This is a genomic window from Streptomyces roseofulvus (assembly GCF_039534915.1).
In the GTDB taxonomy this organism is placed as follows: Bacteria; Actinomycetota; Actinomycetes; order Streptomycetales; family Streptomycetaceae; genus Streptomyces; species Streptomyces roseofulvus.
The window spans coordinates 3,296,617-3,319,015 of sequence record NZ_BAAAWE010000001.1 but is presented as its reverse complement, the minus strand read 5'-3'; the positions used below and the strand labels follow the sequence as shown (position 1 = coordinate 3,319,015).

Annotated in this window: 18 protein-coding genes; 10 read left to right on the top strand and 8 right to left on the bottom strand. The window is 72.5% G+C overall.

The features are described from left to right. The first annotated feature begins 89 nt into the window (after positions 1–89). Complete coding sequence (locus tag ABFY03_RS15195) at positions 90–1,361, top strand: ATP-binding protein (RefSeq protein ID WP_346170119.1); 1,272 nt, start codon at positions 90–92, stop codon at positions 1,359–1,361. Positions 1,362–1,386: 25 nt separating this feature from the next. On the opposite strand, the gene ABFY03_RS15190 is transcribed toward ABFY03_RS15195, so the two are convergent. Next, complete coding sequence (locus tag ABFY03_RS15190) at positions 1,387–1,929, bottom strand: GtrA family protein (RefSeq protein WP_319007694.1); 543 nt, start codon at positions 1,927–1,929, stop codon at positions 1,387–1,389. A gap of 184 nt (positions 1,930–2,113) precedes the next feature. On the opposite strand from ABFY03_RS15190, the gene ABFY03_RS15185 reads away from it, so the two are divergent. The 4 genes from ABFY03_RS15185 to ABFY03_RS15170 all read left to right on the top strand — a co-directional run bounded on the left by ABFY03_RS15185 (position 2,114) and on the right by ABFY03_RS15170 (position 6,025). Continuing rightward, entirely contained in the window at positions 2,114–3,253 is a 1,140-nt protein-coding gene (locus ABFY03_RS15185; RefSeq protein ID WP_346170118.1) for a 5-(carboxyamino)imidazole ribonucleotide synthase, read from the top strand. Positions 3,254–3,284: 31 nt separating this feature from the next. Next, a complete protein-coding gene (gene purE, locus ABFY03_RS15180) occupies positions 3,285–3,782 on the top strand; it encodes a 5-(carboxyamino)imidazole ribonucleotide mutase (protein WP_319007703.1) in 498 nt (165 codons plus the stop codon). Next, entirely contained in the window at positions 3,779–4,975 is a 1,197-nt protein-coding gene (locus ABFY03_RS15175; RefSeq protein ID WP_346170117.1) for a dipeptidase, read from the top strand. The genes purE and ABFY03_RS15175 overlap by 4 nt, the downstream gene beginning before the upstream one ends. A 129-nt stretch (positions 4,976–5,104) precedes the next feature. Continuing rightward, positions 5,105–6,025, top strand: coding sequence for a membrane dipeptidase (locus tag ABFY03_RS15170; protein ID WP_319007697.1), 921 nt, complete (start codon positions 5,105–5,107; stop codon positions 6,023–6,025). 68 nt (positions 6,026–6,093) lie between these two features. On the opposite strand, the gene ABFY03_RS15165 is transcribed toward ABFY03_RS15170, so the two are convergent. Beyond that, on the bottom strand, positions 6,094–7,428 hold the full coding sequence (locus tag ABFY03_RS15165; RefSeq protein WP_346170116.1) for a UDP-glucose dehydrogenase family protein: 1,335 nt from the start codon (positions 7,426–7,428) through the stop codon (positions 6,094–6,096). Positions 7,429–7,554: 126 nt separating this feature from the next. Here ABFY03_RS15165 and ABFY03_RS15160 point away from each other — a divergent pair, with 126 nt between their 5' ends. After that, positions 7,555–8,706, top strand: a complete 1,152-nt coding sequence (locus ABFY03_RS15160) for an acyl-CoA dehydrogenase (RefSeq protein ID WP_319007277.1) — start codon at positions 7,555–7,557, stop codon at positions 8,704–8,706. A gap of 92 nt (positions 8,707–8,798) precedes the next feature. On the opposite strand, the gene ABFY03_RS15155 is transcribed toward ABFY03_RS15160, so the two are convergent. Continuing rightward, positions 8,799–10,046, bottom strand: coding sequence for an LCP family protein (locus ABFY03_RS15155; protein ID WP_346170115.1), 1,248 nt, complete (start codon positions 10,044–10,046; stop codon positions 8,799–8,801). A gap of 119 nt (positions 10,047–10,165) precedes the next feature. Between ABFY03_RS15155 and ABFY03_RS15150 the strand changes: the two genes are divergently transcribed. Beyond that, the gene (locus ABFY03_RS15150; protein ID WP_319010977.1) at positions 10,166–10,699 is read left to right on the top strand and encodes an acyl-CoA thioesterase; all 534 of its coding nucleotides are present in this window, start codon (positions 10,166–10,168) and stop codon (positions 10,697–10,699) included. A gap of 12 nt (positions 10,700–10,711) precedes the next feature. On the opposite strand, the gene ABFY03_RS15145 is transcribed toward ABFY03_RS15150, so the two are convergent. Further along, the gene (locus ABFY03_RS15145) at positions 10,712–12,217 is read right to left on the bottom strand and encodes an LCP family protein (protein WP_446697017.1); all 1,506 of its coding nucleotides are present in this window, start codon (positions 12,215–12,217) and stop codon (positions 10,712–10,714) included. 127 nt (positions 12,218–12,344) lie between these two features. Between ABFY03_RS15145 and ABFY03_RS15140 the strand changes: the two genes are divergently transcribed. Next, the gene (locus ABFY03_RS15140; RefSeq protein ID WP_319010978.1) at positions 12,345–13,370 is read left to right on the top strand and encodes a glycosyltransferase family 2 protein; all 1,026 of its coding nucleotides are present in this window, start codon (positions 12,345–12,347) and stop codon (positions 13,368–13,370) included. A 98-nt stretch (positions 13,371–13,468) separates the two neighbouring features. Here ABFY03_RS15140 and ABFY03_RS15135 read toward each other — a convergent pair whose 3' ends face one another. The 4 genes from ABFY03_RS15135 to ABFY03_RS15120 all read right to left on the bottom strand — a co-directional run bounded on the left by ABFY03_RS15135 (position 13,469) and on the right by ABFY03_RS15120 (position 19,557). Then, on the bottom strand, positions 13,469–15,250 hold the full coding sequence (locus ABFY03_RS15135) for an LCP family protein (protein WP_346170114.1): 1,782 nt from the start codon (positions 15,248–15,250) through the stop codon (positions 13,469–13,471). A 49-nt stretch (positions 15,251–15,299) separates the two neighbouring features. Then, entirely contained in the window at positions 15,300–17,081 is a 1,782-nt protein-coding gene (locus ABFY03_RS15130; protein WP_319010980.1) for an LCP family protein, read from the bottom strand. A 248-nt stretch (positions 17,082–17,329) separates the two neighbouring features. Beyond that, complete coding sequence (locus ABFY03_RS15125) at positions 17,330–18,583, bottom strand: LCP family protein (RefSeq protein WP_319010981.1); 1,254 nt, start codon at positions 18,581–18,583, stop codon at positions 17,330–17,332. A gap of 221 nt (positions 18,584–18,804) precedes the next feature. Next, entirely contained in the window at positions 18,805–19,557 is a 753-nt protein-coding gene (locus ABFY03_RS15120) for a TIGR03089 family protein (protein WP_346170113.1), read from the bottom strand. 126 nt (positions 19,558–19,683) lie between these two features. Between ABFY03_RS15120 and ABFY03_RS15115 the strand changes: the two genes are divergently transcribed. Further along, entirely contained in the window at positions 19,684–21,111 is a 1,428-nt protein-coding gene (locus tag ABFY03_RS15115) for an N-acetylmuramoyl-L-alanine amidase (RefSeq protein WP_319010983.1), read from the top strand. A gap of 103 nt (positions 21,112–21,214) precedes the next feature. Then, positions 21,215–22,297 carry a mannose-1-phosphate guanylyltransferase gene (gene manB / locus ABFY03_RS15110; RefSeq protein WP_319010984.1) on the top strand — a complete coding sequence of 361 codons (1,083 nt, stop codon included), beginning with the start codon at positions 21,215–21,217 and terminating at the stop codon, positions 22,295–22,297. Positions 22,298–22,399: the final 102 nt, after the last annotated feature.

Sequence of the window (22,399 nt, the reverse complement as noted above, 5' to 3'; positions counted from 1 at the left end):
CCGGGCCGTCGGGGGTCGCTCGCGCAGTTCCCCGCGCCCCTTTCCGGTGCGCCACCCCTGGTCATTGTCGAGCCGCTCCGGGAGAGCACGTGCGCCGCCGCCTCATCACCAGCACCCTCGCCGTCGTCCTCGTCGTCATCGCCGTCTTCGGCGTCTCGCTCGTCCTCGTCGAGACGAGGACGATCACCAGCAGCGCCCAGGAGAGCGTCGACGCCGAGGCCCTCCGCATCGTCTCGATCGTCGACAGCCGCCTGATCGGCGGCGAGCCGGTCAACCCGGACATCCTCGCGGAGCAGAGCGGCGCCAAGCGGTACGCCCTGGTCACCATCCCCGGCCGGCCCCCCATCGAGATCGGCGCCCGCCCCACCGGCAGCGTCATCCGCGGCTACGCGGAGGGCGAGCGCGGCGAGACGGCGGTCGTCGAGGAGTCCCGCTCCGCCGTCACCTCCGAGGTCGGCAGCACGGCCCTGATCATCGGCGCCGTCGCCGGGCTCGCCGTGATCGCCGCGGTCCTCCTCGCCGTACGCCAGGCGAACCGGCTCGCGTCCCCGCTCACCGACCTCGCCGAGACCGCCGAACGGCTCGGCTCCGGCGACCCACGGCCCCGGCACAAGCGGTACGGGGTCCCCGAGCTGGACCGGGTCGCGGACGTGCTCGACGCCTCCGCCGAGCGGATCGCCCGGATGCTCACCGCCGAGCGCCGGCTCGCCGCCGACGCCTCCCACCAGCTCCGCACCCCGCTGACCGCGCTCTCCATGCGTCTGGAGGAGGTCGCCCTCGCCGACGACCTGGACACGGTCAAGGAGGAGGCGACGATCGCGCTCACCCAGGTCGAGCGGCTCACCGACGTCGTCGAACGGCTGCTCACCAACTCCCGCGACCCCCGCTCCGGCTCCGCCGTCGCCTTCGACATCGACGAGGTCGTCAAGCAGCAGATCGAGGAGTGGCGTCCCGCCTACCGCAGCGCCGGCCGCGCGATCGTCCGCTCCGGCAAACAGGGCATGCGGGCCATCGGCACCCCCGGCGCGGTCGCCCAGGTCCTCGCCGCGCTCATCGAGAACTCGCTCATGCACGGCGGCGGCACCGTCGCCCTGCGCACCCGGGTCATCGGCAACCAGTCGGTGATCGAGGTCACCGACGAGGGCCCCGGCGTCCCCGCCGACCTCGGCGCGCGGATCTTCGAGCGGGCGGTCAGCGGCCGCAGCTCCACCGGGATCGGCCTGGCCGTCGCCCGGGACCTCGCCGAGGCCGACGGCGGCCGCCTGGAGCTGCTCCAGCAGCAGCCGCCGGTCTTCGCGCTCTTCCTCAGCCGGGAGGCCCGCAGCGTCACCAGGGACGCCGGGGAGCGCCCCGTACGGTGAGGAGCGGCCCGCGGCCGCCGTGTCGTCAGACCCGGTCGGGCTGGCGGCGGCGGGCCTGCCGCGGCGCCACCGGCTCGGCCTGCTCCAGCAGGTCCGCCTCGAGGAAGGACTCCGCCGTCTGCACGGCCTCCTTCGCCGGCAGCGCCCGGAACACCCACGTGCGGTACGACCAGAAGCGGAACAGGGTCGCCACGCCGATGCCGAAGAACTTGAAGAAGTTGCTGGCCAGCGGCGAGTTCCAGCCCAGGCCGTAGGTCGCCGCGTAGAGGATCCCGTTCTCGATGACCAGCCCGACCAGGCTGAACAGCAGGAAGAGGGTCATCTCCTTGGTGCGGCCCGACTTGTCGCGGTCGCGGTACGTGAAGTAACGGAACCCCACGTAGTTGAAGGCGATGGCCACCACGGTGGCGATCAGGCTGGCCCGCACCACCGGAAGCTCCGTGGTGTGCCGCACCAGGTTGAAGACGGCCAGGTTGACCAGGACACCGAGTCCGCCGACCACGCCGAACTTGGCGACTTCGCGGCCGAGCAGGGCGAGTCGCATGCGCAGTGCGCCGGGTTCGCTCATGGTGGGGTCGGTCCGTCCGTCGGGTGACGTCCGGGTGACGTCAACCCACTCATGCTAACCAGCCTCCCCTGTCACCCGCCCGGGTAGCCGGGAAACCTGTGGAAAACCGGGCGGCGCGCCCTCACGCCTTGTGTCAATCCACAGCCGGAAACGTGTTCACGGATGGTGCGGATACCCTAAGAGGGTGACGTTCCCGGTAGTAGGCATGGTCGGCGGCGGGCAGCTCGCCCGTATGACCCACGAGGAGGGCATCCCCCTCGGCATCAAGTTCAAGCTCCTCAGTGACACCCCGCAGGACTCGGCGGCGCAGGTGGCCGGCGAGGTCGTCATCGGCGACTACCGGGACCTGGAGACGCTCCGCGCCTTCGCGCGCGGCTGCGATGTGATCACCTTCGATCACGAGCACGTCCCCACCGAGCACCTGCGCGCCCTGGAGGCCGACGGCATCCCCGTCCGCCCCGGTCCCGACGCGCTCGTGCACGCGCAGGACAAGGGGGTGATGCGGGCGAAGCTGGACGAGATCGGCGCGCCCAGCCCCCGCCACCGGATCGTGGCCGACCCCGCGGACGCGGTCGCGTTCGCCGAGGAGGTCGGCGGCTTCCCGGTGATCCTCAAGACCGTGCGCGGCGGCTACGACGGCAAGGGCGTCTGGTTCGTCCGCACCGCCGAGGACGCCCGTGACGCGTTCCTCGCCGGCGTGCCCGTGCTCGCCGAGGAGAAGGTCGACTTCGTCCGCGAGCTGGCGGCGAACATCGTCCGCTCCCCGCACGGCCAGGCCGTCGCCTACCCGGTGGTCGAGTCCCGCCAGGTCGACGGCGTCTGCGACACGGTGATCGCGCCCGCCCCCGACCTGGACGACGAGCTGGCCGGGCAGGCCCAGGAGCTCGCCCTGCGGATCGCGAAGGAGCTCGGTGTCGTCGGCCACCTGGCCGTCGAGCTCTTCCAGACCACCGACGGGCGGATCCTCGTCAACGAGCTGGCGATGCGCCCGCACAACTCCGGCCACTGGACCCAGGACGGGGCGATCACCAGCCAGTTCGCCAACCACGTCCGGGCCGTCCTCGACCTGCCGCTCGGCGACCCCCGCCCGCGCGCCCCGTGGACCGTGATGTGCAACGTCCTCGGCGGCGACTACCCCGACATGTACCAGGGCTACCTGCACTGCATGGCCCGGGACCCGCAGCTCAAGATCCACATGTACGGCAAGGACGTGAAGCCCGGGCGTAAGGTCGGTCACGTCAACACCTACGGCGACGACCTGGACGAGGTGCTGGAGCGCGCCCGCCACGCCGCCGACTACCTGCGAGGGACGATCGTTGAGTAACCAGGCGAGCAACCCGCTCATCGGCATCGTGATGGGGTCCGACTCCGACTGGCCCGTCATGGAGGCCGCCGCCCAGGCGCTCGACGAGTTCGAGATCCCGTACGAGGTCGACGTCGTCTCCGCGCACCGGATGCCGCGCGAGATGATCGCGTACGGCGAGGAGGCCGCCGGCCGCGGCCTCAAGGCGATCATCGCGGGCGCCGGCGGCGCCGCCCACCTGCCGGGCATGCTCGCCTCCGTCACCCCGCTCCCGGTCATCGGCGTCCCCGTGCCGCTGAAGTACCTCGACGGCATGGACTCGCTGCTCTCGATCGTCCAGATGCCCGCCGGCATCCCGGTCGCCACCGTCTCCGTCGCCGGCGCGCGCAACGCGGGCCTGCTCGCCGTCCGCATGCTCGCCTCGGCCGACCCCGACCTCCAGACCCGGATGGGCGACTTCCTCCAGGACCTCAACGGCCAGGCCACCGAGAAGGGCAAGCGGCTGCGCGCCAAGGTCGCCGGCGCCGACTCCTTCGGGTTCGGCAAGTGAGCGCGGCCGAGCGGCTCGCCGAGGCCCGGGCCCTCCTCGCGGAGGCCCCCGTCGTCGACGGGCACAACGACCTCCCGTGGGCGCTGCGCGAGCAGTGCGGCTACGACCTCGACAAGCTCGACATCGCGGGCGACCGCTCGGCCACCCTCCACACCGACCTCGCCCGGCTCCGCGCCGGCGGGGTCGGCGCCCAGTTCTGGTCCGTCTACGTGCCGGGCCGGCTCGCCGGCGACCACGCGGTGAGCGCCACCCTGGAGCAGATCGACGCCGTCGACCGGCTCGTCGAGCGGTACGCCGCCGACCTGGCGCCCGCCCGGACCGCCGACGACATCGCCAAGGCCCGCGCCGAGGGGCGGATCGCCTCCCTCAAGGGCGCCGAGGGCGGCCACTCGATCGACAACTCCCTTGCCACCCTGCGTGCCCTGTACGCCCTCGGCGTGCGGTATATGACGCTCACGCACAACGAGAACAACGACTGGGCCGACTCCGCCACCGACGAGCCCCGGCACGGCGGCCTCACCGCCTTCGGCCGCGCCGTCGTCCGCGAGATGAACCGCTGCGGCATGCTCGTCGACCTCTCGCACGTGGCCGCCACCACCATGCGGGACGCCCTCGACGAGAGCGCCGCGCCGGTGATCTTCTCCCACTCCTCCGCGCGCGCGGTCTGCGACCACCCGCGCAACATCCCGGACGACGTCCTGGAGCGGCTGCCCGCCAACGGCGGCGTGGCGATGGCGACCTTCGTCCCGAAGTTCATCCTCCCCGCGGCCGTCGAGTGGACCCTGCGCGCCGACGCGAACCTGCGCGCCCACGGCCTGCACCACCTCGACACCACCCCCCGGGCCAAGGAGCTGCACGCCGCCTTCGAGGCGGAGCACCCGCGCCCGATCGCCACCGCCGCCACCGTCGCCGACCACCTCGACCACATGCGCGAGGCCGCCGGCATCGACCACATCGGCATCGGCGGCGACTACGACGGCACCGCCTTCACCCCGGCCGGCCTCGACGACGTCGCCGGCTACCCCAACCTGATCGCGGAGCTCCTGGACCGCGGCTGGTCCCGCGCCGACCTCACCAAGCTGACCTGGTCGAACGCGCTCCGCGTGCTGGGCGACGCCGAGTCCGTCGCCCGCGACCTGTCGGCCCGCACCCCCGCCTCGCACGCCACGATCGCGCAGCTCGACGGCGCCTGACCGGGCCTCACCCGAACGGCGCAGCCCGACGGGCCCCCACAGGGCCCCGGTGGCACGGTGGACCGTACTGCCCCGCCCCTTCGGCGGGGTAGTACTGCATCACCGAGTTTCGGAGTAGTGAGTAGTGCCATGGCAGACCTAGACGACCATCCCCCCTTCTCTGCCGCCTCCGGCGCCGTCGGCGCGCTGGAACCCCCGGAGTCGCCACCCCCGCTCGACGAGACCGCCCGGGCCCGGGCGATCCTCGCCGCCCAGCCCGTCCTCGAAGGCCACACCGAACTGCCCGCGCTCCTCGACCCCGAGGACCTGCCGCCCGTCCGGGCCCGGGAGGCCGGCGCGCAGTTCTGGTCGCTGCACGGCGACTCCGACGACGGCGCCCTCGGCACCCTGCGCCGCATCGACACCATCCGCGCGCTCGTCGCCGCCTGCCCCGAGGACCTGCGGCTGGCCCACACCACCTCGGAGATGGTCCACGCACGCAACTGCGGGCGGGTCGCCGCGCTCCTCGGGCCGGTGGACTGGACGGCCCTCGGCGGCTCCGCCGCCACCCTGCGGGCCTACCACGCCCTCGGGGTCCGGGCCGTGAACCTCACCCGCTTCGACCGCTTCGCCCGCGAGGCGGTCCGCGAGATGAACCGCATCGGCCTCGCCGTGGACCTCAGCGGCGCGGACCAGGACACCGTCCGCAAGGTCCTCGCCGTCACCCGGGCCCCGGCCCTGCTCACCCGGGCCGAGCCGGACGCCCTCCCGGACGACGTGCTGCGGCTCCTCGGCGAGAACGGCGCGGTCTGCATGGTCGCCGTCGGGGACGACCCCGCCGCCACCGCCGACCTCCTCGACCGGGTGCGCGACGGGGCCGGCCCCGCGTCCACGGGCCTCTCCCGGCTCGCGGACCCGGCGGTCGGCTACGTCCCGCTCTTCGCGGAGCTGCTGCGGCGCGGCTGGCCGGCCGGGGACCTGGTGGGCCTGGCCCACGGCAACGCCACCCGGGCCCTGCGCGACACCGAGTTCCTGTCCCGTACGAACCGGATCAGGCCCGTCGCCGCCTGACCCGTACCCGTACGCCCATGAGGAAGGGCCGCACCGGATCCGTCCGGTGCGGCCCTTCCTCCGTGTCGCTAGGCGCGCGGGCGGCCCATCGCCCGGTACGTCCAGCCGGCCGCCCGCCACCGCTCGCCGTCCAGGGCGTTGCGCCCGTCGAGGACGACCGGCGAGGAGACGACGGCGGCCAGCTCGGCCGGGTCGAGCTCGCGGAACTCGCGCCACTCGGTCAGGTGCAGGACCACGTCCGCGCCGCGGACGGCCTCCAGGGCCGAGTCCGCGTAGCCGAGGGTCGGGAAGACCTTGCGGGCGTTGTCCATGCCCTTGGGGTCGTAGACGGTCACCTGGCCGCCCTGGAGGTGTATCTGGCCGGCCACGTTGAGCGCGGGGGAGTCGCGGACGTCGTCCGAGTCGGGCTTGAAGGTGGCGCCGAGGACCGCGACCCGGCGGCCCAGGAAGGAGTTCCCGCCGAGCGTCTCGCGGGCCATCTCGACCATCTGGCCGCGCCGCCGCATGTTGATGGAGTCGATCTCGCGGAGGAAGGTCAGCGCCTGGTCGGCGCCGAGCTCGCCCGCCCGGGCCATGAAGGCCCGGATGTCCTTGGGCAGGCAGCCGCCGCCGAAGCCGATGCCGGCCCGCAGGAACTTGCTGCCGATCCGCTCGTCGTGGCCGATGGCCTCGGCGAGCCTGGCGACGTCGCCGCCGGCCGCCTCGCAGACCTCGGCCATCGCGTTGATGAAGGAGATCTTGGTGGCGAGGAAGGAGTTCGCGGCCGTCTTCACCAGCTCGGCGGTGGGGAAGTCGGTGACGACGAAGGGCGAGCCCTCGGCGACCGGGACGGCGTACACCTCGCGGAGCGTCTTCTCGGCCCGCGCGGCGCCGTCGCCGGAGACGCCGACGACGATCCGGTCCGGGCGCAGGGTGTCCTGGACGGCGAAGCCCTCGCGGAGGAACTCGGGGTTCCAGGCCAGCTCGACGCCCTGCGGCAGCACCGCGGCCAGCCGCTCGGCCGAGCCGACCGGCACGGTCGACTTGCCGACGACCAGGGAGCCCTCGCGGGCGACGGCGGCGAGGGAGCCGAAGGCGGCGTCGACGTAGCTCATGTCGCAGCCGTACTCGCCGTGCTTCTGCGGGGTGTTCACACAGACGAAGTGGACGTCGCCGAAGGCGCCGACCTCCTCCCAGGAGGTGGTGAAGCGCAGCCGGCCGGTGGAGCCCTCGATGCCGGCGACGTGCCGGGCGAGCAGTTCCTCCAGGCCGGGCTCGTACATCGGGACGCGGCCGGAGGCCAGCAGCTCGACCTTCTCCGGCACGACGTCGAGCCCGAGGACCTCGAAGCCCATCTCCGCCATGGCCGCGGCATGGGTGGCGCCGAGGTATCCGGTGCCGATCACAGTGATCTTCAGGGCCATGCGGGACTCCAGGGACGTCGGGCGAAACTGCCTGCCCGAGCATAGTCGGGCGCTGACAAGGTCCCCGCTCACGGCCTACCCTTTGGGTTACTTAACGGTAGTTAGCAAGCCAGGGAGCTCAAGACCATGGGCAAGGACTTCGACCTGTACCGGACCTCCGAGGAGCACGAGATGCTCCGGGAGTCGGTGCGCGCGCTGGCGGACGCGAAGATCGCCCCGTTCGCGGCGGCGGTGGACGAGGAGGGGCGTTTCCCGCAGGAGGCCCTGGACGCGCTGGTCGCCAACGACCTGCACGCGGTGCACGTGCCGGAGACCTACGGCGGCGCGGGCGCGGACGCGCTGGCGACGGTGATCGTGATCGAGGAGGTCGCCCGCGCCTGCGGTTCGTCCTCGCTGATCCCGGCGGTGAACAAGCTCGGCTCGCTCCCGGTGATCCTGTCCGGCTCGGAGGAGCTGAAGCACAAGTACCTCGCGCCGCTCGCGGCGGGCGAGGCGATGTTCTCCTACTGCCTGTCGGAGCCGGACGCCGGCTCCGACGCGGCCGGCATGAAGACCCGCGCGGTGCGCGACGGCGACTTCTGGGTCCTGAACGGCGTGAAGCGGTGGATCACCAACGCCGGCGTCTCGGAGTACTACACCGTGATGGCCGTCACCGACCCGGAGAAGCGGTCGAAGGGCATCTCGGCGTTCGTGGTGGAGAAGGGCGACGAGGGCGTGTCCTTCGGCGCGCCGGAGAAGAAGCTCGGCATCAAGGGCTCCCCGACCCGCGAGGTCTACTTCGACAACGTCCGCATCCCCGCCGACCGCATGATCGGCGACGAGGGCACCGGCTTCGCCACCGCGATGAAGACCCTCGACCACACCCGCATCACCATCGCCGCCCAGGCCCTCGGCATCGCCCAGGGCGCCCTCGACTACGCCAAGGGCTACGTCAAGGAGCGCAAGCAGTTCGGCAAGCCGATCGCCGACTTCCAGGGCGTGCAGTTCATGCTCGCCGACATGGCCATGAAGCTCGAGGCCGCCCGCCAGCTCACCTACGCCGCCGCGGCGAAGTCCGAGCGCGTCGACGGCGACCTCACCTTCTTCGGCGCCGCCGCCAAGTGCTTCGCCTCCGACGTCGCCATGGAGGTCACCACCGACGCCGTCCAGCTCCTCGGCGGCTACGGCTACACCCGCGACTACCCCGTCGAGCGCATGATGCGCGACGCCAAGATCACCCAGATCTACGAAGGCACCAACCAGGTCCAGCGCATCGTCATGGCCCGCAACCTCCCCTAGGGAGCGGCCGGACACGACCGCGGCCCCCGGCGGGAAGCCGGGGGCCGCGGTGCCGTGCGGGCGAGTCGGCGTCCGACCGCGCGGCACGGACGTCACCGGTTCGATTCGACGGTGACCTTCTGGTCGTTCTTGATCTGCTCGACGAGCTGCTTCACCTTCGGCATGTCCCACTTCAGCGAGCCCTGCGGCGCGCTGCCGGCGATCGGCATGTTCATGGACTTGCCGTCGCCGCCGCTGATGCCCTTCATCGCGAAGAACATCTGGCCCAGGTCCCACAGGGACATGTCCTTGTCGACGATCAGGGTGTCCAGGCCGGCGCCGAGCGTCGGGTACAGCTCGAACGGGTTGAGGATCGTGCCCGGCGTCGCCGCCTGGTTGGCCAGCGCGGACAGGAACTTCTGCTGGTTCTTGGTCCGCGCCAGGTCCGACTCGGCGAAGGCGTACCGGGTCCGCACGAAGGCGAGGGCCTGCTCGCCGTTGAGGGTCTGCTCGCCGGCCTGGAAGTCGGCGCCCGACTTCTTGTCCTTGAAGCCCTTCTCGATGTTCAGCTCGACGCCGCCGAGCGCGTCCACGATGTTCGCGAAGCCGGCGAAGCCGATCTCCGCGTAGTGGTCGATCCGCAGCCCGGTGTTGAACTCGACCGTACGGACCAGCAGCTCGGGGCCGTCCATCGCGTAGGCCGCGTTCAGCTTGGAGCCGCCGCGCGCCGGGTACGCCTTGCCGGACTCGGAGCCGACGAAGTTCGGGATCGTCACCCAGGAGTCACGGGGCAGCGAGATCATCGTGTTCCCGCTGGAGCAGGCCGCGAGGATCATCATCGAGTCGGTCCGCTTGCCCTCCGCGGAACCGGTGTGCAGCTTCTTCTTGTCCTCGGCCGTCATGCCCTCGCGGCTGTCCGAGCCGACGATCAGGTACGTCGTGCAGTCGCCCTCGGCCGGCCGCTCGATGACCTTGGAGAGGTCCACCTCGTTGCGCATCTGCGAGCTGGCCCAGGCGTAGGTGCCGACACCCCACGCGAGGACGCCGACGACCAGCACGATCGACCCGATCTTGATCCGCTTGCGCCAGTCCGGCGCGGGACCGGTGGCCCGGCCGCCCGGACCGCCGGGGCCGGCGGGTCCCCCCGGACCGCCGTGCCCGGGGCCCTGCGGAGAGCCGTAGACCTGCCCGGTGCTGTACCCGGAGTCGTACCCCGTGGCCTGCGCCTGAGTGAAGTTCGGGTTGTACGCCTGCCCCTGGTCGTACCCCTGCTGGTACTGCGGGGACTGCTGTCCCTGCGGGCGTCTCTGCACGTGCCGCATGGGGCGGGCGCCCTCGGGCTGCTCGGGCCACTCATTCATGCGGACCAGTGTGCCGGGCTCCGCGTTCGGGGCGACAGGCCGGGTGGAATATAGGACCGGTGCTGTTGCCAAGCTGATGCAAAGCGGACAACGCCGATACCCGGCATAAGGTGGAGGACATGACAGAACAGGGTCACCTCCCGGGCAAGCCCACCTCGGCCTCCCGCACCACCCTCAGCCACATCATGACCAGCCACGACACCAACCTCCTCGGGACGGTGCACGGTGGAGTGATCATGAAGCTGGTGGACGACGCGGCGGGCGCCGTCGCGGGCCGCCACTCCGGCGGCCCGGCCGTGACCGCCTCCATGGACGAGATGGCCTTCCTGGAGCCCGTCCGCGTCGGCGACCTCCTCCACGTGAAGGCCCAGGTGAACTGGACCGGACGCTCCTCCATGGAGGTCGGCGTCCGCGTCATGGCCGAGCGCTGGAACGACACCACCCCCGCGACCCAGGTCGGCTCCGCGTACCTCGTCTTCGCCGCGGTCGACGGCGACGGCAGGCCCCGCACGGTCCCGCCGGTCATCCCCGAGACCGAGCAGGACAAGCGCCGCTACCAGGAGGCCCAGATCCGCCGCACCCACCGCCTGGCCCGCCGCCAGGCGATCAGGGAGCTCCGCGAACGCCGGGCGGCCGAGGGCTACACCGACTAGACCCACCCGGCGTCACGGACAGACCACCTGGTCCCCGGTCACCGCCTCGAACGGCCCCCGCGCCGGCGCCGCCTCGGTCTGCACCGCCGTGACGCCCTTGAAGTCCCGTCCCGCCGTCACCCGCAAGGTCCCGCCCCGCCCGGGCGCGGCCTTCAGCTCCGCCCCCGGCAGGGCCGCGGCCAGCGTCCTGGCCGACCGGTCCCACCGGGGGTCGTACTCGATCAGCGTCCGCGCCCGCTCCGGCCCCGCCCCGGTCACCGGCGCCCGTGTCGTGTCGAAGCCCACACCCCGCAGCGCGTCGTCCACCTTCCGTCCCAGCCCGTCGATCCGGGTCCCGTTGTGGACCTGCACCCGGATCGACTTCGGCGCGACGTCCACCACGACGGCCTTCGGCTTCCGCGCGGCGGCCCCCGCCTCCGGCCGCGCCGCCAGCGGCCGGTCCTCCCGCACCGCGGCGAACAGCTTCTGCGCCTTGTCCGCGTCCCACTTCACCGTCGACCCGATGCCCTTCACCGGGAAGTCCACGTCCCCGATCGGCACCGACACGAACTCCGACGACGCCGGCGTGAACCCCCGCATCGCCTTGGCGAGCGCCAGCAGCTGGTCCGTGCCGAAGTCCTCGTCGGCCCGCACCGAGCCGAGCAGCGTCGTCGACACCTCCCGGAACCGCACCGGGTTGAACAGCACCCCGCCGCTGGTCAGCCGGTCCACCAGCGCCGCCAGGAACTTCTGCTGCCGCTGCATCCGCCCGAGGTCCGCGGCCCCGTCGATGTGCCGGGAGCGCACGTACTGGAGCGCCTGCCCGCCGTCCAGCTCGTGCGTGCCGGCCGCCAGCTCGAGCCCCGTGTACGCGTCCTTCACCGGCTTCGTCGTGCAGATCTGCACCCCGCCGACCGCGTCCACCGTCCGCATGAAGCTGGTGAAGTCGACCTCCAGATAGTGGTCGATCTTGACCCGGGTCATCGCCTCCACCGTCCGCACGGTCAGCGCGGGCCCGCCCTCCGCGTAGGCGGCGTTCAGCTTCACCGGGTGCGCCCGGTGCTTCTCGCCGCTGTTCTGGTCGGTGTGCTCGGGCAGCTCGGCGTACGAGTCCCGGGGCAGCGAGACGACGCTGGCGCGCTCCCGGTCCTCCGAGATGTGCACCAGCAGCACGGTGTCCGTGCAGTGGCAGGGCGCCCCGCCCAGCCGGTACTTCCGCTTCTCCTCGGGCGTGATCCGGTCGCGCCCGTCGGTGCCGACGACGAGCACGTTCATCCCGGTGCCCGCCTGGGGGCGGTTCTTCATGTCCTTGAAGGGGTCCACCCGGGTGATCCCGGTGTCGAGCCCGGTGACCACCGCGTGCCCGATCCCGCCGGCCGCCAGCACCACCACGGACAGCGCGGTCGCCATCCGCATCCCCCAGCGGGGTCGCCGCCGGGGCCGCCGCACCGGGGCGGGACCGCCCCGCCGGGGGGCCGGCGGACGGCCGGCCGTGCCGGGCGTGCGGGGCGGACGGGGCGTGCGGGGCGGTGTGGGCACGGACGGACACCTCCGCGGGTGGGACAGGGGGACCGTGAGCACCGTAGGCCCATACGATCAGCCGGTAGGGTCACCGGCCCCGGCGGCGCGCGCCGGTGTCCCCCATTCGCGGTAACGTGGCCCGTTGATGAACGCCACGCCCCCCGTATCCGTGATCATGCCGGTCCTCAATGAGGAGCGGCATCTGCGTAACTCGGTCCGTCACATCCTGGAGCAGGAGTACGACGGCGAGATGGAGGTGGTGATCGCGCTCGGCCCGTCCACGGACCGCACCGACGAGATCGCCGCCGAGCTGGTCCGGGAGGACCCCCGGGTCCACACCGTGCCCAACCCCACCGGCCGCACCCCCGCCGCGCTCAACGCGGCGATCCAGGCGTCCCGTCACCCGATCGTGGTGCGCGTGGACGGCCACGGGATGCTGTCGCCGAACTACATCGCCACCGCCGTCCGGCTCCTGGAGGAGACCGGCGCGCAGAACGTCGGCGGCATCATGCACGCCGAGGGCGAGAACGCCTGGGAGGACGCGGTCGCCGCCGCGATGACCTCCAAGATCGGCGTCGGCAACGCGGCCTTCCACACCGGCGGCGCGGCCGGCCCGGCCGAGACGGTCTACCTCGGCGTCTTCCGCCGCGAGGCCCTGGAGCAGCAGGGCGGGTACAACGTGGAGTTCATCCGCGCCCAGGACTGGGAGCTGAACTTCCGGATCCGCGAGGCCGGCGGCCTGATCTGGTTCTCGCCGGAGCTGCGTGTCCAGTACCGCCCGCGCCCCTCGGTGAGGGCGCTGGCGAAGCAGTACAAGGACTACGGCCGCTGGCGCCACGTGGTGGCCCGCTACCACGCCGGCTCCATCAACCTCCGCTACCTCGCCCCGCCGGTCGCCGTCTGCGCGATCGCCGCGGGTCTGGTGGTCGGCGCCACCCTCTCCCCGCTGGGCTTCGTGATCCCGGCCGGCTACCTGGCCGCGATCGTCGCGGGGTCGGTCCCGGCGGGCCGGGGCCTGTCCCTGAAGGCCCGCCTGCAGATCCCGGTGGCCCTGGCCACCATGCACATGTCCTGGGGCTTCGGCTTCCTGACCAGCCCCAAGGCGCTGGCGCGGAAGGTCATCGCGAGCCGCCGCCCGGCGGTGAAGCGGGGCGAGACCGAGACGGTCTGACCCTTCGGCGCACGCACGCACGCACGCACACACGACGGCGGCCGGGTCCCTCATTCTGAGGAGCCCGGCCGCCGTCGTCCGTCACGCGGGGGAGCGGGTCAGCTCTTCCCGTCCCACCGGTAGACCGAGTAGACGTCCATGCACTCGGCCTTGTCGTCGGCTCCCTCGGGCAGGTCGCCGGCGGTGGCCGTCGGCCGCTTGTAGGTGTCGCCCTCGCGCCAGTCGGCGCCCACGACGAGGGTGATCCCCTCGGCCGAGGCGTCCGCGCGGACGGTGGAGAGCGGCAGGCCGAGGGCCTTCGCGACGGACTCGGCGTCCGCCCGGCCCTGGTCGCCGGCGGCCTTCGGGTAGGCGACGACGGTGCCCTTGCTGGGCTTGCCCTCCTTCGCGGAGTCGGCCTGGGTGAAGCCCTTGCCCTGGAGGGCGGTGGCGATCTTCTTGGCCCGGCCCTCGACGGCCGGCTCGTCGTTGCCGTCGGTGCCGTTGACGACCGTGACGGCGAGCGTGGCCGGGGCGGCGGCGGTCGGCTTCGGCTTCGCGGAGGCCGAGGCCGACGCGGACGGCTTCGGCTTGGCCGGCGACTTGTCGCCGTTCTTGTCGAGGGCGACGTCGTCCCGGAGCATGCCCCAGATCTTCTCGGCCGCGGCGGCCCTCGGCTGGAGCCACGCGTCCGGGTTCGGCGGGTAGGGGTCGGTCGGGATGGTGACGGTGGACAGCCGGTCGACCCGGACGTTCTTGAGCTGCATGCCGAGGTCGAAGAGCTTGGCCACGGTGTCGAGGCCGTCGGAGACCTTCAGCGCCTTGGTGCCGGTCTCCGCGAGGCCCATCAGCCGGCCGGTGTCCGTCCAGGCGTTCTGCTGCTGGAGCTTCTTCATCATGCCGTTGAGGTACATGTGCTGGGCCTTGGCCCGGTTCTGGTCGCTGCCGAAGGCGTGCCGGGTCCGCAGCCACTGGAGGGCCTGCTCGCCCTTGACCTCGTGGGTGCCCTCGGGCAGCTTCAGCCCGGAGCCGCCCTTGACCTTGGCGGTCGACTTGTCGTGCACACCGGTCTTGACGCAGACGGGGACGCCGCCGACCTCGTCGGCCATCGACACCACACCCGCGAAGTCGACCATGATCCAGTGGTCGACGTAGACGCCCGTGAGGGTCTCCCAGGTGGTCAGCGTGCAGCCGGCGCCGCCGCGGGTGAGCGTCTCGTTGATGGGCCGGTCGGTGGTGGCCGGGTAGACGGTGCCGTCCTCGCCCTTGCACTCGGGGATCTTCACGACGGTGTCGCGGGGTATGGAGATCAGCGAGGCGTTCTGCCGGTCGGCGGAGACGTGCAGCAGCATCTGCACGTCGGCGAGCGGCGGCCGGTCCTTGTCCTTGCGGCTGCCGCCCAGCGCGATGTTCGCCTCGGAGGACCGGTCGTCCGAGCCGATCAGCAGGATGTTCAGCGGGGTGTCGCCCAGCGCGTTCGGCGCGGCCTTCTGCACGCCGCTGCTGCCGCCGGCCCGGCCGCCGCTGCGGATGTTGCTGTTGAGGTGCTCGTAGTACGCGTATCCGGCGCCGGCCGTCCCGAGGACCAGGACCGCGACGCCGATCGCCGTCCAGCGCAGCACCTTCCGCTTGCCGGCCTTCTTGGCCTGCTTGCGGGCCGCCGCCCGGCCGCCCGCCGTCGCCGGGGCCGTACCGGAGTCGTCGGCGCCCGGCGTCCCGCGGCGCCGCGCGGCCCGGCCGCCCGGCACCGGGGCCGGCTCCGGCCCCCCGGCCGGCTCCGGCGTGCCGCCGCCCGCCCCGGTCGCCTCGCCGGCGCCGTGCAGGTCGTCGTCCCAGCCACGGTCTCGGGCGTGCGGAACGCCTGACTGCGTCCCCTCCCGTCGCACGCTGTTCTGTCCCACCCCAGGTCCCCTCATCGTCAAGGGCGCGCCGGGACCCGCTGTTCTCGGGTCACTGGGCGCACACCTTCTTGTCTGCTTCCACCTGACCGACGTCCGGCGCCTTCGTCGGACCGGTCATGGGCACCCCCGCGCCCTTGAAATCGGCGCCGAGGACGAGCGTCATGGGCTCGCGCTCCGCGGCGTCCGTGGTGCCCTGCTTGAGGGCGGTGGCCGGCAGACCCATCATCGCGGCGAGCGCGCGGGCCTGGTCGGCCTGGTTCGGTGCGTAGCTGAGGTTCGTCTTCGCCGCCTTCTCGGGGGCGTTGCTCTTGTTGGTCGAGCGAAGGACGCCCTGCTCGTTCTGCAGCCAGTTGATGGTCGCCTGGGCGGCGCCCTGGATGCCGCTGCCGTTGTAGACGTCGACGCGGACCTCGGCGGCGGGGGCCTTCGGGCCCTCCAGGAGCTTCGCCTGGGCCTTGGCCTTCGCCTTCTTGGCGTCGGCCTCCTTCTTCTTGACCTCGGTGAAGGAGACGTCGTTCTCGATCATGCTGAAGACCTGGGGGGCCTTCACGGGGTCGAGGACGACGGTCGCGCGCCGGGTCGGCGGCTCGTCGGGGTTGTCGATGACCGGCACGGTCAGGAAGGTGATGTTCTTCAGGTCCACCTTGGCGATCTCCTTCGCCAGGGTGGTGAGCTTCGCCGCGCTGCCGATGCCCTTGTCGACGGTGAGCGACTCGGTCGCCGCGGTGGCGACGTCGTACAGCTTCGTCGGGCTGTCGAGGGTGTCCTCCTTGAGCTGGCGCATCATCGAGGCGAGGAACTGCTGCTGCTGCTTGATGCGGTCGAGGTCGCTCTCGTTGCCGAGGCCGTGCCGGTTCCGGAGGAAGGCCAGCGCCTGCTCGCCCTGGACGCGGTGCTCGCCCGCGGGGAGGTTGAGCTTGGAGTAGTTCTTGTCGTGGATCGGCTTGGCGAGGCAGACCTTGACGCCTCCGACGGCCGTGGACAGCTTCTTGACGGCGTTGAAGTCGACCATCATGAAGTGGTTGATCGGCAGCCCGGACATCTGGGTGATGGTCCGCATGGTGCAGCCGGGGTCGCGGCCGTCGACGCCGAAGGACTCGTTGAACTTGGTCTTGCCGACGGAGCCCGGGATCACCTTGGTGGTCTCGCCGACCTTCGTCGGGCACTCCGGGATCTCGATCTTGAGGTCGCGCGGGATGCTCATCGCCGTCGCGTTGGTGCGGTCCTCGGCGATGTGGATGAGGAAGGTCGTGTCGGCGTGGCCGGTGACGTTGTCCTTGTTGCCGTAGGACTCGTTGCCCTCGCCGGTGCGGACGTCGTTGCCGATGACGAGGATGTTCAGCGGCCCGTCCATCGACTCCGTCTGCACGGCGGCGTCGCCGACGTCGACGACGCCGATGTTGCCGTTGAGCTTGCTGTAGATCGCGTACGCGCCGACCGCGCCGCCCACCAGGACGAAGGCCATCGTGCCGCCGGTCCACAGCAGGACCTTCTTCTTCTTGCTCGCGCCCTGCTTGCGCTTGCGGCGGCGCTGCGGCGGAACGCGTCCGCCGCCGCCCGTGCCGCGCTCGGTCTCCGGGGCGTCCGGCTCGGCCGGGCGGCGCCGCCGCTGGCCGGGAACGGGGGCCTCCGCCGGGGCGGTTGAGCGGGAGGCGGAGCGGGTACCGGAACCGGTGACGCCGGAACCGGCGACACCCGACGGGGAACCACCGACCGGCGACTGCCCAGCGGAGTGGTCCAGTCGCAGTTCGTAGTTGCCGGTCTGCGGGTTGAGCACCCACTGGTCGGCGGGGTCGATCTCGTCCGCCCGTCCACGGCTGTGCGCGTCCACGGTTCCTGTCCTCCGTCGGTGCCACGCGGGGCGCCTCCCCCTGTGGGCGCCACTCGGTCGTTCGATCCTTGGCTGAGTGCGACCACGCGGTCCTGGTGCACCGGATCGCGTCACACTATCCGCCCAGTTCAGCGCGGGGCGACGTCAGTGACAAATTCCACGCCGCTTACAACCGGGCAATCCGCCCAAACCACAACTCCCCCTGACTCTCCCTTGGCTCCCGCTTTACCCAACGGCCCCACCGGCCGCTAGGAGCACACCCCTTCCGCCGCGTTCCGGCCCGGGAAGGTCGGCGTCGCGGTCGGCGCGGGCGACTCCGCGTCGTCCGGCTTCCCGTCGGAGGATGCGCCGGAGCCCTCCTCCGGTTCCGGCTTCGTCACCAGGACCGGTCTGTCCTCGCGGAGTTGCCGGAAGAGCTCGCTCGCAGCGGGTTGCACCAGTTCGTCACGATTCGCGTTGTACGTGTACGGGCGGCGCGGCACCGTCAGGAACTGGACCTTCTCCGTCGGGATGGCCCGCATGGTCCGCGCCAGGTCGTACAGGTCCCGCAACGAGTCGAGCCCCGGGTCCGTGGTGATGGACTTGGTCGCCGCGTCGAGCACCGGGTACAGCTTCGTCGGGTTCAGCAGCACCCCGTCGCTCTGCACCTTGTTGACGAGCGCGCCCAGGAACATCTGCTGCCGGTCCATCCGTTCGGTGTCGCTGCCGTTCCCCAGCGACTTGCGGGCCCGGACGAAGCCCAGCGCCTGCTCCCCGTTCAGCGTCTGCCGGCCCGCCGGCAGCTTCAGCTTGGCGTCGCTGTCGTCCACCGGCTCCTTGAGGCAGACCTCGACGCCGTCCACCGCGTCCACCATCTTCTTGAAGCCCCGGAAGTCGATCACCATGTGGTGGTCGACCCGGATCCCGGTCAGCTTCTCGACGGTACGGATCGTGCACGCCGTCCCGCCCCACTCGAAGGCCCAGTTGAACTGCGCCAGCCGCTCCCGGGTCCGGCCCCCTGCGGTCCTGGCGCAGCTCGGGATCGTCACCATGAGGTCGCGGGGGATCGACACGGCCGTGGCGCTCGACTCGTCGGCGGCCAGGTGGAGCAGGATCACGGTGTCCGAGCGCTGGGTGCCCTTGTCCCGGCCGTACTTGCGGTTCTCCTCGCCGGAGCGGGTGTCCGAGCCGATGAGGAGGATGTTCCGGGCCGCCGCCACGACGCTCGTCGGGCGCTCCCTCTCGTACCGGCGCAGCTCGTCGGCGGCGGTGGTGTCCGTGGTGATGTTGTCGTCGAGCTTCCGGTAGAACCACCAGCCGGTCCCGGCCGCGCCGAGCAGCACGACCGAGACGCCGAGGCAGCCCCAGCGCAGCCAGTGCCGGCGCCGGGCCGCGGCCGTCCCGGAGGCCCCGTCCCCGGAGTCCGCGGCGGCCGGGGACTCCCCCTCCTGCTCCTGCTCCTGCTCCCGCTCCTGCTCCGGTTCCGGGTCCGGTTCGGCGGGCGTGCCAGCGCGGTCCGTCACGTCGTCAGTCCGTCCTTCGGGGCGTCTCGGGCGCGTCGGGCGCCCGGCGTTCGCACAAGGGAGACGGCCGAACCCGACACGGGGTTGTACGGAGGAGACGACTCCCCCCGGGGCCGATCATGTACCGGACTCGCCGCGCGGTCGCGGGTACGCGGCGCGTCGATCGGCCGAACGGGTGCATCGGACGCACCGGGGGCGGGAACGCCCCGCGGCGCCCGCCCTCAGAGCGCCGTGGCCGTGACCCGCTCGCTCCCGATGCGCTGCTCCAGCGCCTCGGGCGCCAGCTCGCCCAGGTTCCGGCACAGCACCACGGAGCCGCCCGCGGCCAGCGGCGCGTACAGCCCGGCCGAGAGCCCCTCCCAGCCGTCGTACGGCAGCCCGGACAGCAGCCGCGAGCCGGGCCCGAGCCCGAGGCGCACGGCATCCAGCCGGGCCTGTTCGACGAGCTGTACGCCGCTGCGTTCCGTACCGTCGACGACGAGGGCGGGCGCGTCCGCGTCGACCGGTACGAACGGGACGAAGCGGTCGCCCTGGCCCGGCACCTCGACCGCGTAGTCCGCGTACCCGGTGGGCGCGGCCGGGAAGCGGCGTCCCAGCGGCGCCAGGGACAGCGCGATCCGCTCCCCGGAACAGGCCAGACCCGCCTCCAGCGTGTCCGGCCCGGCCACCACCAGGTCGGCGTCCGCCGGATCGCCGCCCAGCTCGGCCGTCACTCCGACGGAGGAGCAGGCGAGCAGCCAGACGGCCGTCTGCCAGTGTGCGGGCAGCAGCAGCGCGAGCCGGTCGCCGGGTTCGGCGGACAGCTCGCCCTGGAGCAGATTGGCCGTCTTCGCCACCCAATTGGCGAAGGTGGCGACGGACAATTCCACCCGTTCACCGGTGGCGTCGTCGTAGTAGGTGACCAGAGGGCGGCCGGGGTCCGCGGCGAGCGCGGATCGCAGCAGGTCGGCGGGGGTGCGGTCGCTGGCGTTCACGCCGCACAGGGTACGCGGGCCGGCGCGCCGCCCTGGGCCGTACCGGTGACGGGGTCCTCCGGTCGGCCGGACGCGCCCTCCGTCTCCCGGCGCGCGCCCCGCCCGGGCGCTGCCCACGATCGGGCCATGCGTGCCTCACTCGCCTCCTCGATCGCCGTCGCCTGCGCGGCCGCGCTCGCCCTGCCGGTCACCCTCGCCGCCCCCGCGACGGCCACCGCGCGCCCGGCGGCGGCCGCCTTGCCACCGGCGCAGGATGAGCTGCCGGGCTCCACCCAGTCGCTGCCGCTCCGTCCGCTGGGCTCCGCCCTCCGCTCCTTCGGCACCGAGCCGGGCGCCGCGGCCGAGCAGGGCCTGACCCGGCGGGACGTCAGACCCTTCTCGCTCGTCGGCGTGGTCTGGGACGACCCGTCGGCCGTGCTGCACGGCACGGTCCAGGTCCGCACCCGGGCCGCCGCCGACGGCGTCTGGTCGGAGTGGCAGGACGTCGAGACCCACAACGAGGAGCACGGCGCCGACCCGGCGACGGCCGAGGGCGCCGCCGGAACCCTCCGCGGCTCCACCGCCCCCCTGTGGGTGGGCGACTCGGACGGCGTCGAGATCCGCGTACGGGCCGGACAGGCGCACGGGGACCACGGGGACCACGCGGCCGGGGACCCCTCGGACCGCGCCGGCGCGACCGCGCCGCTCCCGGCCGGCCTCCGCCTCGAACTCGTCGACCCGGGCGAGGACCCCGCCGCCCCGGCGCCCGGCACCCGGGCGATGGCCCCGCCGGCCGCCCTCACCGCCGCGGAGGCCGCCGCGACCGGCGTCAACAGCCAACTCGCCCCGTACGGCGCCACGGCGATCCCCGCCACCGCGGCGGAGGAGACCCAGGGCACCCCCGTCCACCAGGGCACCCCCGTCCAGCAGGCCGCGCCCGGCCAGGAGACGGCGAAGAAGAAGCCGTACATCGGCCCCCGCCCCAAGATCATCACCCGCAAGGGCTGGGGCGCCGACGAGTCGATCCGCGAGAAGGGCTTCGTCTACACCAAGACGATCAAGGCGGCCTTCGTCCACCACAGCGCCACCGGCAACAACTACACCTGCGGCCAGGCCCCCTCCGTCCTGCGCAGTATCTACCGCTACCACGTGAAGAGCAGCGGCTGGCGTGACTTCGGCTACAACTTCACCGTCGACAAGTGCGGAAACATCTACGAAGGCCGGGCCGGCGGAGTGGCGAAACCGGTCCTCGGCGCGCACACCCTCGGCTTCAACACCAACAGCATGGGCATCGCCGTCCTCGGCACCTTCACCAGCACCAACCCGCCGGCCGCCGTCGTGACCGCGGTGGCCCGCCTGACGGCCTGGAAACTCGGGCTCCACGGCATCAACCCGAAGGGCACCCAGACCCTCGTCTCCGGCGGTGGGGGCCTCTACAAGAAGGGCCGGAAAGTCACCTTCCACACCATCGCCGGACACCGTGACGGATTCGCCACGGAGTGTCCCGGCGGACGTCTCTACGGCAAGCTCGGAACCGCCCGGGCCTCCTCGGCGAAATACCAGGGGCGAAGCTGATGGGGGCGCCGAGGCAACCATCTGCATAAACTGACCGGTCATATCGCACGGACGACCGAGACGGGCGCGCTGACCGGCCCCGAACAGGAAGCAGAGACGACAGGTGACAGAAGCGATCCTCCTGGTCGGTGGCAAGGGCACACGGCTGCGACCGCTCACGGTCAACACGCCCAAGCCCATGGTCCCGGCGGCGGGCGTCCCCTTCCTGACGCACCAGCTGGCCCGGGCCAAGGCCGCCGGCGTCGAGCACATCGTGCTCGCCACCTCCTACCTCGCCGAGGTCTTCGAGCCGCACTTCGGGGACGGCTCCGACCTCGGCCTGAGCCTGGAGTACGTGACGGAGGAGGAACCGCTCGGCACCGGCGGCGCGATACGCAACGTCGCCTCCCGGCTGCACTCCGGCCCCGACGAACCCGTCCTGATCTTCAACGGGGACATCCTCACCGGCCTCGACATCCGCGCCCTGGTGGCCACCCACGCCGACTCGGGCGCGGACGTCTCCCTCCACCTCACCCGCGTCGAGGACCCCCGCGCCTTCGGCCTGGTCCCCACGGACGAGACGGGCAGGGTCACCGCCTTCCTGGAGAAGCCGCAGACCCCCGAGGAGATCGTCACCGACCAGATCAACGCCGGCGCGTACGTCTTCCGCCGCTCGGTGATCGACTCGATCCCCGCCGGCCGCCCGGTCTCCGTCGAGCGCGAGACCTTCCCCGAGCTGCTCGCCTCCGGCGCCCACCTCCAGGGCATGGTCGACTCCACGTACTGGCTGGACCTCGGCACCCCGCAGGCGTTCGTCCGCGGCTCCGCCGACCTGGTCCTCGGCCGCGCGCCCTCCCCGGCGGTCCCCGGCCGCTGCGGCGACCGCCTGGTCCTCCCCTCCGCCCGGGTCGCCCCCGACGCCAAGCTGACCGGCGGCACGGTGGTCGGCGCGGACGCGACGGTCGGCGAGGGCGCCCGTGTGACGGGTTCCACCCTCCTGGCCGGCGCGGTGGTCGAACCCGGCGCGGTCATCACCGACTCCCTCATAGGCGCGGGCGCCCGCATCGGCGCCCGCTCGGTCCTGACGGGCGCGGTCATCGGCGACGGGGCCCACGTGGGCCCCGACAACGAACTCCGCGACGGCATCCGCATCTGGTGCGACGCCACCCTCCCCGCGGGCACGGTCCGCTTCAGCTCGGACCAGTAGGCCGGTCGGCGGCCGGCGGGGTCCGTCCCCGCCGCCCGACCCGCCGCCCGGCCCCCGTACGTCCACCCCGGGACCCCACCCGGGCCCGCACCACCCCGCTAG